Source organism: Dokdonia sp. Asnod1-B02 (assembly GCF_045063955.1).
Taxonomy (GTDB): domain Bacteria; phylum Bacteroidota; class Bacteroidia; order Flavobacteriales; family Flavobacteriaceae; genus Dokdonia.
On sequence record NZ_JBEFNW010000002.1, the window covers coordinates 1,300,878 to 1,316,087 of the forward strand.

The 15,210-nt window shown below is 38.5% G+C and carries 11 protein-coding genes; 10 read left to right on the forward strand and 1 reads right to left on the reverse strand.

The features are described 5' to 3' along the window. Positions 1-2 precede the first annotated feature (2 nt). Positions 3-1,184 carry a helix-turn-helix domain-containing protein gene (locus ACJJVU_RS05990; protein WP_405223309.1) on the reverse strand — a complete coding sequence of 394 codons (1,182 nt, stop codon included), beginning with the start codon at positions 1,182-1,184 and terminating at the stop codon, positions 3-5. Positions 1,185-1,491: 307 nt separating this feature from the next. Between ACJJVU_RS05990 and ACJJVU_RS05995 the strand changes: the two genes are divergently transcribed. The 10 genes from ACJJVU_RS05995 (at position 1,492) to ACJJVU_RS06040 (ending at position 14,408) form a co-directional block, all read left to right on the forward strand. Next, a complete protein-coding gene (locus ACJJVU_RS05995; RefSeq protein ID WP_013751485.1) occupies positions 1,492-3,126 on the forward strand; it encodes a TldD/PmbA family protein in 1,635 nt (544 codons plus the stop codon). Positions 3,127-3,152: 26 nt separating this feature from the next. Further along, positions 3,153-4,469: a TldD/PmbA family protein gene (locus ACJJVU_RS06000; protein WP_405223313.1), complete on the forward strand. Its 1,317-nt coding sequence runs from the start codon at positions 3,153-3,155 to the stop codon at positions 4,467-4,469. Between the two features lie 107 nt (positions 4,470-4,576). Next, the gene (locus ACJJVU_RS06005) at positions 4,577-4,954 is read left to right on the forward strand and encodes a DUF3703 domain-containing protein (RefSeq protein ID WP_405223316.1); all 378 of its coding nucleotides are present in this window, start codon (positions 4,577-4,579) and stop codon (positions 4,952-4,954) included. Positions 4,955-4,974: 20 nt separating this feature from the next. Continuing rightward, positions 4,975-5,595 (forward strand): DUF4159 domain-containing protein, encoded by a 621-nt coding sequence (locus tag ACJJVU_RS06010; protein WP_405223319.1) that lies wholly within the window; start codon positions 4,975-4,977, stop codon positions 5,593-5,595. Between the two features lie 1,185 nt (positions 5,596-6,780). After that, complete coding sequence (locus ACJJVU_RS06015; protein WP_405223322.1) at positions 6,781-7,779, forward strand: AAA family ATPase; 999 nt, start codon at positions 6,781-6,783, stop codon at positions 7,777-7,779. Positions 7,780-7,805: 26 nt separating this feature from the next. After that, positions 7,806-8,702: a DUF58 domain-containing protein gene (locus ACJJVU_RS06020; protein ID WP_405223325.1), complete on the forward strand. Its 897-nt coding sequence runs from the start codon at positions 7,806-7,808 to the stop codon at positions 8,700-8,702. A 1-nt stretch (position 8,703) separates the two neighbouring features. Continuing rightward, positions 8,704-9,990 (forward strand): BatA domain-containing protein, encoded by a 1,287-nt coding sequence (locus tag ACJJVU_RS06025; protein WP_405223328.1) that lies wholly within the window; start codon positions 8,704-8,706, stop codon positions 9,988-9,990. Beyond that, positions 9,990-12,209: a tryptophan-rich sensory protein gene (locus ACJJVU_RS06030; RefSeq protein ID WP_405223331.1), complete on the forward strand. Its 2,220-nt coding sequence runs from the start codon at positions 9,990-9,992 to the stop codon at positions 12,207-12,209. Before ACJJVU_RS06025 ends, ACJJVU_RS06030 begins: the two co-directional genes overlap by 1 nt. Next, the gene (locus tag ACJJVU_RS06035) at positions 12,199-13,950 is read left to right on the forward strand and encodes a hypothetical protein (RefSeq protein WP_405223334.1); all 1,752 of its coding nucleotides are present in this window, start codon (positions 12,199-12,201) and stop codon (positions 13,948-13,950) included. Before ACJJVU_RS06030 ends, ACJJVU_RS06035 begins: the two co-directional genes overlap by 11 nt. 53 nt (positions 13,951-14,003) lie before the next feature. Continuing rightward, positions 14,004-14,408 carry a hypothetical protein gene (locus tag ACJJVU_RS06040; protein WP_405223337.1) on the forward strand — a complete coding sequence of 135 codons (405 nt, stop codon included), beginning with the start codon at positions 14,004-14,006 and terminating at the stop codon, positions 14,406-14,408. Positions 14,409-15,210: the final 802 nt, after the last annotated feature.

Here is a 15,210-nt window from a genome sequence, read left to right on the forward strand (position 1 = left end):
TTTTAGTTTTTTACTTTAATCACTATTTTATTGATAATTGGTGTTTTTAAATTTTTTCCAAAGATTTTCACTTTTACTAGTATTTCTTCATTCAATAATCGTGGTTGTATAGCAATCCTAAGGTCTTCTTTAAAAACGTCTTGACTAATTTTATGCTTTAAATCGCCAATGTTTTCTACAATAATGTATTCGGTTTGATTTTCACTTACATTAGGATAATTAAAATGAATCAAATCTATAGATTTATAGTTTTTTTTGAAAAATAAAGAGTCAATGGTATTATCAGGTTTTTCGTGTATTCTTTTAGGTATGTAAATACCTTCTTTTTCAATTTTCAACTCAATTGATGCGTCTTCTAAGTATTCGTCACTATCATTTAATATTTTGAAATTAAATTTATTGGCATTTAATTCAAAATAAAAGTGTTCATCATCTTCTTTATAGGTTTGATTTATGTTTGAGAGGTTTTCTTCTAAAGTCTCAATGCTCCTTTGCTCATATGTATTAGCTCCTAGGCCGGGGTGATTGAATTCAAATAAGGGGGTTAAATTTTTATGGGTATTTTTTAATTCCTCTCGTTTTTTGAGAAGTATATTTTTTATTTTTTTTTCCGCTAATTTTGATGGCAAATTATCACTATTTGTAATTTTCATCTCAATAGTGTAATTATCTATCGTGTCAAAATAGGTGTATACTTTGCTTTTGAATTCATTTATAGATAGCTTTTGTTCAATATAGAAATCAATATCTTTTCTTGTTAATCTAGTCTGGTGTGACCCTTTTCTTATCCAGCTTTCTCCAACCTTCAATTTAAAATAGTCTTTCTTCATCATATACGGTTGGTCGTGGCAATTGAAAATTTTGAAAATACCAAATGTCTTTTCCTCATATTCATGAGGGTAATATATAAAATGAAGTTCTGGCTCGATATTATTACTAACTAGTTGCTGATATGTGGCATCATCAATTAAATCGTCCGTCAAACCAAGAAATTCTCTTTTTCCATCAGGTTTAAGTTTTACGCCAATTATAATATACTTAATATCCTTTGTTTTTGCATTCGCCATAGATATCAAATCCTTCAATAAGCTGTGATAAGTGCTTTTTTCATATTGTATTGATTTGAAATCTAATACAGTATTCTCATTTTCAAATTGAATAATTTCATCAAGGACTTCTGCCATAATCTTAAAAGTTTTATTGTGCTTAATGTAATCTACAAAACCAAATCTAATCCCAAGTACGGTAATCCCTATTCTAAAGCATTAGTTTTCAACTTTTATGCACAATTTAAATCGGCTGAGATCTATGTTTATGTGAATGGAGTAGGTGTTTGAGGAATCACATTTTTCGCGAAAGCGTAAAATTTTAAGATATAATTAGCATTTATACTACAAGACACCTTAACATAAATTCTGATATTATACTGCATTTAATAATTATATGTTAAAAACGCAATAAAACAAACAATTCAATAAAACCTAAGACCTTATGAAAAGACGAAATTTTGTCCAACTCGCTGGTATGGGAGCAGGTGCCTTAATGGTGCCATCGATGATGCTGGGAAACAATATCCCAACAGAAGCACTGCTCGAACCAGGAATGGACGTACTGCTTAAAAAACAAATGGCAGATGTCGCCCTTAATACGGCAAAAGGTTTAGGTGCTTCATATGCAGATGCTAGAATAGGGAGATACCTAAACCAGTTTGTGCGCACACGTGAAGATAAAGTGCAAGGCGTTGTAAATACAGAATCTTTTGGGATAGGGATACGCGTGATTGCAAATGGTACTTGGGGTTTTGCATCTACTAATGATGTAACGCCAGATGGTATCCAGAAGGCAACAGAGCAAGCGGTAGCAATTGCTAAGGCTAACTCAAAATTCCAAACCAACCCAGTAGTGCTAGCCCCAGAAGCTTCTTACGGAGAGGTGAGCTGGAAAACGCCTATTAAAAAAGACTTTAAAGAAGTGCCTGTTTCTGAGAAGGTAGAGCTGTTACTTACGGCAAATGCTGCTGCGCAGTCTAATGGTGCAAACTTTGTAAACTCTGCACTCTTTATGGTAAATGAGCAAAAGTATTTTGCCTCTACCGAAGGGTCATATATTGATCAGGATGTGCACCGTATCTGGCCTACATTTGGCGTGACGGCTGTAGGTGGTGGTAAGTTTAAAACCCGCCAGGCTATGAGTGCTCCTATGGGACTTGGCTATGAATATTTAGATGGTCTTGAGTCAGAAAAACTTGAAGGTCCGCAAGGATTGAAGTTATATAGAAATAGCTACGATATTATAGAAGATGCTGCCATGGCGGCAAAGCAGGCTAAAGAAATGCTTACGGCAAAATCTGTAGATGCTGGTAAATATGATCTTGTACTAGAGCCTAATCACTTAGGTCTTACCATTCACGAGTCTGTAGGTCACCCTACGGAGCTTGATCGTGTACTTGGGTATGAGGCAAACTATGCAGGAACAAGTTTTGCAACCATAGATAAGTGGAAGTCTAAAAACTTTAAATATGGTAGTGACCTTGTAAACATTGTAGCAGATAAGCAACAAGTGGGATCACTAGGAGCTGTAGGCTGGGATGATGAAGGTGTAAAAACGAAGCAATGGGATATCATACGTAATGGTGTGCTGGTAAATTACCAAGCGATACGTGACCAAGTACAAATGATAGATCAGAACGAATCTCATGGATGTTGTTATGCTCAAAGTTGGAACGATGTACAGTTCCAGCGTATGCCTAATATCTCGCTAGAGCCAGGTAAGGAGCCGTATTCTATTAATGATATGATTAAGGATGTAGAAAAAGGAATCTACATTGCAGGTCGTGGATCTTATTCTATAGACCAGCAACGATATAACTTCCAGTTTGGTGGTACCATGTATTACGAGATTAAGGATGGAAAAATAGTTGGGATGCTTAATGATGTAGCATACCAATCTAATACACAAGAGTTCTGGAATTCTTGTGCAAAAATATGTGATCAGAGTGACTACCGTCTCTTTGGATCATTCTTCGACGGGAAAGGGCAGCCTTCACAAGTGAGCGCAGTATCACATGGAAGTGCCACGACACGATTTAATGATATTAATGTGATCAATACGGGTCGTAACGTTTAATCGTCAATTTTTAAAGAAGAAACACAATGGGAATATTTTCAAAAGAAGAGGCAAAAAAAGTGATGGAGAAAGCAATGAGCTTCTCTACTGCAGATGCCTGCGTTATAAATTTAGGCGGTAGCGAGAGTGGTAACATACGTTATGCACGTAACTCTGTTTCTACCTCAGGACACCAGTCTAACCAAAGTCTTGCGGTCACTGCAAGTTTTGGTAAAAAATCAGGTACAGCAACCATAGACGAGTTTGATGATGCGTCACTAGAAAAAGTGGTAAAACGTGCAGAGGAACTAGCAAAGCTTGCTCCAGAAAATCCTGAGTTTATGCAGCCATTAGGGCCGCAAACGTATGACGAGTCAAAAACGTACGTAGAGGCAACGGCAAACATGACTCCAGAGTATAGAGCAGAAGTAGCAGAGAGCAGTATACAACCTGCCAAAGCAAATGATGTAACCGCAGCTGGTTTTCTAGATGGTGGCGCAGGCTTTAGCGCGATGATGAATTCTAACGGACTGTTTGCTTATAATAAGTCAACTAACGTTGAGTTTACAGTAACCATGCGATCTAACGATGGTACCGGTTCTGGATGGGTGACAAGAGATTTTAATGATGTGTCAAAATTTGACGCAGCAGAAGCTTCAAAAGTTGCTATTGATAAGGCAGTAATGTCTCGCGAGGCAAAAGCAATCGAGCCAGGTAAGTACACCGTAATTCTTGAGCCATCTGCTGGATTAGGACTACTAGAAGGCTTAGGGCGTTCTATAAGTGCACGATCTGCAGATGAGGGAAGAAGCTTTATGTCTAAAGAAGGTGGAGGCACTAAGATGGGTGTCAAAATTGTAGACGAGCGTGTAAACCTATGGTCTGACCCTCTTAATGAAGAAGTACCAGCAGGTACTTGGAACGGAGAAGGACAACCGCTTAAAAAGACGAGCTGGATAGAAAACGGAGTGGTAAAAAACCTTGCCTATGACCGTTTCTGGGCACAAGAAAAAGGTGTAGAGCCGGTACCGTTTCCTAGTAATTTTATCATGGGCGGTGGTGATGCATCTCTTGAAGATCTCATCAAGTCTACAAAGAAAGGAATCTTAGTTACGAGATTATGGTACATACGTTCTGTAGATCCTCAAACGCTATTATACACAGGTCTCACCCGCGACGGAACTTTTTACATTGAGAACGGAAAAATCAAGTATCCTGTAAAGAACTTCCGCTTTAATGAGAGTCCTATTATTATGCTTAATAATCTAGAAACTCTTGGCAAGCAAGTACGCGTTGATGGTAGTTTAATCCCGTATATGAAAATACGTGACTTTACATTTACCAGTCTTTCAGATGCTGTATAAAAACGTATAAATTATATTAAACTGGTTATCACGTTAGTGGTAGCCAGTTTTTATTTTAGGTTCGCTTTCGCGAAAATGTGAGTAGAATGAAATAATGTCAATAAATCATGAAATTTAATACTACGATACCTAAAAAGTTATCTCCATTTTATGAAGATGAACTTACAGCTTATGCCAAAGCTTATCGCGCAGGTGACTTACAGCTTGCTTGGAACCATCTAGAACGCGCACATATTATTGGACAACGATACCCATATAATCATACATACGTTCACTGGAAAATGTTGCAATTTGGTGTACGTATAAAAAGTTCTAAAGAAGTGATAGGCCAAATTCCACGTTTAGTAGTAGGCGGTGTAAAATCATTTGTTGGGAAGATACCGGTAGGTAATCCTGGCGGAGCCAATGTTGCTCCATTACAAGCATTTCCTATAGATGTGGAGCTACAAAAGATGTTCAAAAAAGCTGGAGTAAGCGTTTTGTAAAAGATGAATAGTAACTTATAATGAATAACAAATTCTTCTTTACGCGCTTGCAATACGAATCTGGAGACTGGGACGTAGATCAGCGTATGCCATCTAATTTGCTCAACTCACTGGTAGAGTATACCACTCTGGCGGTAGATACTAAGGAAAACATTATCTCACTAGCGAGCGATGAGATTTTTAAATGTCCGTTTTGTTATATCTCAGGACATAAACTAGTGCAATTCACAAAGAAGGAAAAAGAGAATTTTAAAAAATATATAGAAAACGGAGGTTTTGTTTTTGCAGATGACTGTAACCACGATATCGACGGATTATTTGCCAAATCATTTGAACGCCAGATGGAAGAGATTTTTGGTCAAGATGCACTCAAAAAGATTCCTAACAATCACGAGATTTATAACGTTTTCTTTGAGTTTGAAGACGGTCCACCCACCACAAGTCAAGAACTAAACGGCTGGGGAGATGACCTCGTACACGAATACTTAAAAGCCATTGAGGTTAATGGAAGAATAGGAGTTTTGTACAGTAACAAAGATTACGGCTGCGAGTGGGATTATGATTTCAGAAACAAACGTTGGTATAAAATTGATAACACAAAATTTGGAGTGAATATCGTGATGTATGCATTGACGTCGTAAAGCGCGAACACCTCCCTGACTCCCTCTTCAAAGAGGGACACTGTTGCGAAGAAAAGTTGTTTTGCTTCGCAAAAAGCAACTTAAAAAGTTCCCCTCTTCGAAGAGGGGCTAGGGGAGATGTTTTATAGGAGTGGCTAAGAGTAGGAGTACAATATTGAAAAGAACAACCAAACATAGAATTTTCCCACCCTTCAGGGTCGGAGAAGGAAAATTCGGAATGTAGAAGAAATAAAATTCGCCAACATCTCCCTGACTCCCTTTTCAAAGAGGGACACTGTTGCGAAAAGAAGTTGAATTTGCTTCGCAAAAAGCAACTTAAAAAGTTTCCTTCTTCGAAGAGGGGTTAGGGGAGATGTTTTTGCAGGAGAAGCTAAGAGTAAGAGAATGACAAATCGCCAACATCTCCCTGACTCCCTCTTCAAAGAGGGACACTGTTGCGATAAGAAGTTGTTTTTGCTTTGCAAAAAACAACATAAAAGTTCCCCTCTTAGAAGAGGGGCTAGGGGAGATGTTTTACAGGAGAAACTAAGATGAAGAGAATAAAATTTAAAAGATAACCAAACATAGAATTTTCCCACCCTTCAGGGCGGGGAGAGGAAAATTCAGAAAGAGAAAGTAAACAGCCAACATCTCCCTGACTCCCTCTTCAAAGAGGGACACTGTTGCGAAGAAATGTTGTTTTTGCTTTGCAAAAAGCAACATAAAAATTCCCTTCTTCGAAGAGGGGTTAGGGGAGATGTTTTACAGGAGTAGCTAAGACTAAGAGAATGATGTTTTTGCAGGAGTATTAAAAGTAAGAGTACAAAATTGAAAAGAACAACCAAGTCCAGAATTTTCCACCCTTCAGGGTTGGGAAGGAAAATTCGGAAAGAGAAAGTAAACAGCCAACATCTCCCTGACTCCCTCTTCAAAGAGGGACACTGTTGCAAGAAGAAGTTGCTTTTGCTACGCAAACAACAACATAAAAGTTCCCCTCTTCGAAGAGGGGTTAGGGGAGATGTTTTACAGGAGTAGCTAAGAGTAAGAGAATGATGTTTTACAGGGGAAGCTAAGAGTAGGAGAATGATATTTTACAAGAGAAGCTAAGAGGAGAATAATATTGAAAAGAATAACCAAGCCCAGAATTTTCCACCCTTCAGGGTTGGGGAGAGAAAATTTGGAACAGAGATTTAATAAGGTAACACTATGAATAACACACTAACCGAATTACAACAAGAAGTAACCACACTCACTAGAAAGCTTAAGGATCTTAAGAAAGAGATTGCAAAGGTGATTATAGGTCAGGAGGAAACGGTGGAGCAATTGCTTATTACGTTTCTTGCCGGTGGTCATGCCTTGTTAGAAGGAGTTCCGGGGCTTGCAAAAACCTTGATGATTCGAACCTTGTCACAGGCGATAGACTTAGATTTTAAACGTATCCAATTTACCCCAGATTTAATGCCTTCAGATATTATTGGAACAGAGATTCTGGAAGAAGATCAGACGACGGGTAAAAAGTTTTTCGAATTCAAGAAGGGACCTATTTTTGCAAATATCATTCTAGCTGATGAGATTAACCGTACACCGCCAAAAACACAAGCTGCATTACTAGAAGCAATGCAGGAATTTGAGGTGACCTATTCTGGAAAAACCTATAGTCTTGAGCGTCCATTTTTTATTCTTGCCACCCAAAATCCTATTGAGCAATCGGGTACATTTCCATTACCGGAAGCACAGCAGGATCGTTTTTTGTTTTACATCAAAATAGGATATCCAACGGCAGCAGAGGAAACTCATATTTTAAAAAGTACTACGAGTGGTGTTAAGCAGACAGTACATCCTGTACTTACAGGAGCAGATATTTTACGATTACAACAACTCGTAAGAGAGGTGCCTATAAGCGATAATCTCATCGATTTTGTAAGTACGATAGTACGTGCGACCAGACCAGAAACTACCACAAACGACTATGTAAAGCAATGGGTAGGCTGGGGCGCGGGACCAAGAGCAGGACAGGCAATGATTCTTACGGCAAAAGCTAGAGCGCTCTCACAAGGGAGAATGGCAGTAACACTAGAAGATATTAAAAATGTGGCATTGCCAGTATTACGTCATAGAGTGATTGTCAACTTCAAGGCAGAGGCCGAAGGGATCACATCAGACCAAGTAACGACTCACTTACTTAAAGAAATAAACTTAGCTTAATCACCATAATAGCAGCAAAGAATACTATGCCAAAAGACGATTACAAATCGCTACTTAAACCCGATGTAATAAACAGTGTTTCTGGACTGTCTATTATCTCACGGGTGATTGTAGACGGGTATTTGTCTGGACTCAATAAAAGTAGGCGAGTAGGTGCGGGATTAGAATTTAGTCAGTATCGAGGGTATGAGCCTGGGGATGATCTCAGGTTATTAGACTGGAAAATGCTTGCTCGTTCTGGTAGATATTACATCAAGCAGTCAGAGATAGACACTCATATCTCTGTTAGATTTATAGTAGACGCAAGTATGTCTATGCTTCATAAGGAAGGCGATATTTCAAAAATCGAGTATGCAAATATCCTCGTGGCAAGTCTTGCACACCTCGCACAAACGCAAGGAGATGCGGTAGGTTTGCTTACGGTAAACAATCAAGAGTTAGAAGCATTGCAGCCGGCTATTGGGAAGCAGCATTTTAATAGATTCTTGTGCCAATTATTACAATTAAAAAATCAAGGCACTTGGCCTAAGCAGTTGGCAAGTGAGAAGCTCCATAATCGTAGTCATAAGGAAATTATATTTTTTATCACAGATTTGTATGAAAATGATGAGGAAATTATAACAATGGTCAAACAGCTTAAAACAGCCAGAAACGAAGTCGCAGTGTTGCATTTGCTGGGTAAGAGCGAACTAGAATTTGATTACAAGGGACAAGTGATTTTTGAAGATCTTGAAACTGGAGCTAAAGTAAAGGTAAACGCAAAAGATGCAAAAGCTACTTATTTACAAGCGCTAGAGGAATCTATGAAAACTACTAAGGAAGCGTTACTTGCAAGTGGTATAGACTATGAGTTATTCTCATTAGAAGACCATATTGGAGAAGCATTGCACTTATTCTTAAAAAAGCGAAGCGCTATATTTTGATATGACACTACTACAACCATCATATCTCTGGGGACTACTCGCACTCGCGATACCAATTATCATCCACTTGTGGAGTCGCAAGAAGGTGCGCACCATCAAAGTGGGCAGTATACAATTTATCGCGCCTACAAAATCTAAAGAGAGTAATAGTATCCAGCTTAATGAATGGTGGCTGCTCTTATTACGTTGCTTGATCATTAGCACGCTGGTTGTAATTCTTGCAGAACCACATATCACAACAGCTCTCGATAAGGAGGAGGTTGCTTACCTCTTTGAGCCTTCGCTACTTTCTTCAGCAGATGGTCTGGCGAGATTTGAACAAATACCGCTGGAAGGAAGGCGATTATTACAAGAAGATTTTCCACTGTGGGAGACTGGAGATGTAATAACATATAAAGAGTTGGTGCCTAATTATTGGCAGCTCGCTAGAGAAATGGAAGAGTTAGCTGCAGATAGTATTGTGGTTTTTACACACGCTTTCGCGAAAGCGTTACAAGGCAAAAGACCCGCCATAAAAAAGAATATCACTTGGATTACTGTGGAAACTACTAGACAGAATGAACAGTCACTAGTCGCAATTGCTCATAAGGATAGTTTAGAAATCATTAATGTGTTAAGCGAGGCGCAACTACTTAGTATAAATAAAGAGAAAGTAGCGATACGTGATGCAGCATTAAATCTTGCAAAAGACAGCGTCGAGATCAGAACTAATGGTATTTCCAGAACCATTGCTATAAAAGAGTATACTCCTATTGAGATTACAATTATCTATAATAAAAAACATGACGCCGAACGTAGTTATCTAGAGGCTGCCTTGCGTGCGATTAGTCAGTTTACTCAGAGAGAGATTGCAATTACTGCAATATTAGACGGTGAAGAAATAGATACGACGACTATAGATTATTTGATTGACTTGAGTGGTAATACTTTGGTAGATAGCGAGATGCCTACGCTATATTATCGACCGAATGAAATTGCAAATTCGCTTATTGTACCAGTACCTGTAGCAACCACGTCGATACTGACTAAGAAACTAACGCCAAAACTCATAACAGAAGAGCCGCTAGTTACACAATTACTTGCATGGCTCAATCTTGACCAAGAATTAAATACACAAATAGCGGATCTTGATAATCGGGTGATGAGTTTAGAGCAACTACAAACCATTAATATTCCCGCTACTACGATGAAAAAAGAGGTGAAGGCAGATATGTCAAGTATCTTCTGGATACTACTTTTAGTACTCCTTGTAAGCGAGCGCATACTCTCTAGAATACGTAAACAATAATGCAAGAAGGGGTACAACTCATACAAAATTACAAGAAGCGCTGGCAATTATTGCGAGGCTTAGAAGCCGTGCTTTATGGTGTCGGAGCTGGACTTTGTAGTGCATTTATTACTATAAATCTCTTAATAGGTATTGTCGCTTTTATAGTGGTAACTGCAATAGCAGTGCTCGTGATTAAACCTTGGAGAATCAATGTAAGCACAGTGAGTGCTTACATTGATAAACATCTCGATAATGCCGAATATAGTAGTAGTTTATTGTTGGCGGTGCCAGATGGAATGTCTGGGCTTGCACAATTACAGCAACAGAAAATTACCACACTCTTATCACAGCAAATTACCACTGTGAAACCTAAAACGAGGTTGCGATATGCTGCGATTACAGCAAGCGCATTAATACTGGTGGGTGTCATAGTTTTTTATGCATTTGGAAAGAGCATAAATCGTACTAATGGAACTACACCTGAGCAGGAGATAATGACATTTTCTGTGACAGATTCTGTTGCTCCGGCATATAAGCCGCCTGTGCTCATTAATCAGAAGCTTGCCATTCGTTATCCAGCTTACACAAAACTTGGTTCACGTACGTCTAGTTTGATGAATGCAAAGGCAGTTGAGGGGTCACAGCTATATTGGCAATTGGATTTTGACAGTAAGGTAAGCGAGGCTATAGTAGAAGGAATAGGAGTTAATGATAAGATGAGGGGTGATGGTAACGCTTTCGCGAAAGCGTACAAACCCACACAATCTGGCTACTATAATTTTAAATTTACAGACACACTTGGGGTTAGCTACGCATCAGATATTTATGCGATTGAAGTGGTAAAAGACAAAGCGCCATTAGTAGAAATTAAAAACATCCCACAGTTCACTTCATTTGATCACACAGATAATAAGAAGCTCTCATTTACTGCCGAAATAAGTGACGATTATGGAGTGGCAGCAGCGCACATTATCGCCACCGTAAGTAAAGGTGAAGGTGAGTCTGTAAAATTTAGAGAGGAAAAGTTGGCCTTTAATCAACCGGTTCAAGTAGGTGAGAAATCCATGCGATTATCTAAGACTCTTAATTTAGATCAGCTGAAAATGGAGCTGGGAGATGAGTTGTATTTTTATGTTGAGGTAAGTGATCAAAAAACCCCAAGACCTAATATCACCCGTAGCGAGACATTCTTTGCAGTAATAAAAGATACGGTGAGCGATGGTTTTGGAGTAGAGGGAACTCTAGGAGCCGATTTGATGCCCGATTACTTTAGGAGCCAGCGACAGTTGATTATCGATACGGAGAAACTCATAGAAGAACAACCACAACTCACAGAAGAAGAGTTTAAAAAACGAAGTAATGATCTAGGTTTTGATCAGAAAGCATTACGATTAAAGTACGGTCAGTTTATGGGTGATGAGGCAGATTCTGGTATCGCTGTAACTCCAGATATTTCTCACGAAGATTTTGATGCAGATGATCCCACTGCAGGTTTTAGACATGATCACGATAGTGAGAATGAGCATAACCTCGTTCCAGAAGAGCATGATCATGATGAAGGCACAGAAGAGAAAGGTGAAAAATCTATTCTCGAGGGATATGTGCACAATCACGATGACCCTGAAGAATCAACACTTTTTACGGAATCCTTGCGCGGCAAACTCAAACAAGCCATGGCCGAAATGTGGGATGCAGAGCTACACCTTCGTCTTGCAGATCCTAGCGTGTCACTACCTTATCAATTCAGGGCATTGACATTAATACAAGACATTAAAAATAGTGCGCGTATTTATGTGCACCGCATAGGTTTTGATCCGCCGCCTATTAAGGAAGACAAGCGACTTTCTGGAGATCTCAAGGAGATTGAAAATTTTTACAAAACCGAACAAATAGCGGCCACTAATCCCTATGTAAGTATGGAGCAAAGTATTGCGCTTCTTGAAAAGCATATTGCTGATCAAACAGCTTTGACAGCTTCAGATAAGACGATACTTGCTAGGGCTGGTGAGGAGCTAGCAATAATTGCAATACAAGAACCTGCAAGACATCTTAACACCTTGCAAAAACTTAAATGGCTTACAGAGGAAAAGCAACAACCAGCAACTACACTGCGACAAGTACAGCGCGGTTTATTACAAGCATTGCCAGTAAATGATGCAATGCCAATTACTCGTAAGCCATACAGAGGAAAGCTAGAAGATATATTCATAAAAGAACTACAGGCAGGTGATCGATAATATATCTTTTATATATGAAGAGTGGATGTGGCCTGTAATTACTGGTGCTGTAATATTATGGAGTCTTTTTATATGGAAAGAACTTCGCGTTACTAGCAGCAAATATGTGTTTTTAAAGGTAATAGTTGCACTTATTGCAGTAGCTAGTCTTGCATTGATGTTACTGCAGCCAGTAAAAGCTGTACCACGTACTAAGGGCGTAGGAATAATTCTCACAGAAGCCTATAAACAACAACAGGTAGATAGTTTACAGGTTCTCTACAAGGACGTAGAAATTATCAAATATGATGGTGATGGTTTTAATCTCTCGCAACTAGAGGGCATAAGTACTGCTTATGTAGTAGGTAATGGTATTGCCTCTTATGATATTTGGCAATTACAAGATATTGCAACTACCTATTTAACAGGTGAAAGGTTGAGCGGTATTACAAAACTTGCTTATAATAAATCTGCAACGGTAGGAGATTCCCTTTCAATCCGCGGGATATATACATCGCCTATTAAAGGAAATCGCTTGGTGTTAGAAGATGCTGGAGGAAATACTCTTGATTCGGTAATGGTTTCTGGAGGTGATGCATTTGATTTTGAGTTACAAGCCACAACTTCAGTAAGTGGAAGGTATGTGTATAAGCTCATTGAAAAAGATAGTCTGGCTTCAATTATTTCTGAAGATCCATTACCTCTAATTATCAAAGAAAAAGAACGCTTGCGTGTTTTAATTATAAATGGTTTCCCCACGTTTGAAACTAAGTACTTAAAAAATTACCTAGCAGACGAAGGGCACGAAGTGCTAGTACGCAGTCAGCTTACCAAGGAACGGTACAAATTTGAGAATTTCAATAGGAAACAAGGGACTATTTATGGATTTACGAGTGCAAATCTTTCAGCCTTTGATGTGGTGATCATGGATGCTAGTTCTTATAGTGGATTGTCTAGCGGTTCTCGCAGAGCACTTAATAATCAAGTATCGCGTGAAGGTCTCGGTGTATTTATACAGCCAGATGTAGCGGTAGTAGATAATGGTAAACAATTTGGTTTTCGCTTTAAGCGAAATAATAAAAAAGAGGCCTCACTCTCAGCCTGGCCTAAAGTTAAGGTAGCTACACTTCTTTATAGTTTTGATGCCGGAGCACTTGTACAACCTATTATTTCTGAGAAAGAAAATATGTGGGCGGCATATGCACAGCAGGGTGCTGGTAGATGGGGAAGTACGACACTTACAGATACTTATCAGCTAGTGCTTGATGGTAATGAGCCTGCTTACAATTACTTATGGACTTCCATACTGAGCGCGGTAAGTCAGAAAAAGTTACCTGCTGTATATTGGGAGTTTCAAGAAGAGTTAGGGGTAAAGGATGCACCTTTTCGCTTTAAGCTACGCACAGAAATACCAGCTCCAAAGATTCTAAATAATGAGCAAGTTGCAATTCCATTACGACAAGATGTATCGCTGCAAGACCAATGGGAGGGAACGGTCTACCCATCACGCAAAGGCTGGAATGAATTGCGTCTAGCGCAAGATAACACTGCAGTAGCAAGCTATTACATTCCGCTCGAGACTGATTGGACAACGCTAAAAACATCTACTCAAATCGCGCAAAATAAGCGCACATTTACAGCTGTACAAAAAAATACAGATACTTACATGGTATTGAAACCTGTGGAGCGTTTATGGTTATTTATCATATTTATACTCGCAATGGGCTATTTATGGGTAGCACCTAGACTAGAAGGTGTGTGAAGACTAATTGCCTATCTTGAGTCATTGTTTAATCCATATTAATACTTCAATCTATGAGTGTAATGACTATTTCTAGGCTTTTTGTAATTGCTGGCCTCTCTAATGTGCTAGGTGTTCTACTATTATCTAGAGGATTTACAAATCAGGTAATGATGGATACACAGCCAGAAGTAATGGGCTACTTTGGACTTATTGCTATCATTTTATGGGGACTTGCGTATATAGCAGTTGCAAAAAGCTATGCAGCTGCGCCATGGCTCATAGCGGTATTTGCTGTAGAGAAGTTGGCTTACGTGATTGTATATCTACAGTGGTTTACCAGTCATTCAATTGCTACAGTGTACGAACGAGACGCTCTTGCAGGAGTGTTTTATAGCATCTATGGTCTTAATGATTTTCTTTTTATGGTCTTCTTTGGATGGGTATTTATAAGCTTGAATAAAGCTATCATCAAGTAATTGCAAAGATTACAACGTATTTGCTTTACGATTTTGTGTAAATCACAAAAGGCTATCCGTATGGATAGCCTTTGCAAAACAATGAGGTTAAATTAAGTATGGTAACAAATCATTACTCAAAACCAAATTGAAAATTTGGGGGAATTCAATCTAATAAACAATCTATAAAAACATCTTTTCTGCAGGGATAATCATACTTCTTTTTCTGTACTAGATCTTCGAGTAACACTCGCTATGCTAGGTAAGTAAGTCATTCTGCACTGCTAAATTAGCTATACATGATCTTCTCCATCATTTTTAAAATGATGAGCTGTGCGTATTCTATGAAATACATAATTAATCGATAAAATACACAAAATGAATAGCTGTAGCTCTAAAGTTTTGAGCTTGATCATTTTTGATGAGAATAGAAAAGAAAGAAAAAAGAAGGTGTTGAGGTTCGCTTTCGCGAAAATGGGATGGGTTTTAGACTAATTATGATGAATGAAAACCACGATAATCAAACTAAGGTGATGCTTCTTTTATAGAATAAGGGCATAAATGTAATGTTACTTTGATTTTTTAATGTCTCAAAGATTTCAGCTATTGCGAATTTATCTTCTGCTGCATAAGGGTACATAAATAGAAAGTAGTAATGCTCCTCGCTTAAGAGTAATTCATACTTATCTAGAATGCCATTTACTGATGGCGCAAATGTACTTTTAATACGACGATAACTTAAGTTCTTATGCACATTCATTAAATTATCAAGGTATGAATAAGACATAGCTACGCCAGTTACCATGATTGGATTTTATACCGT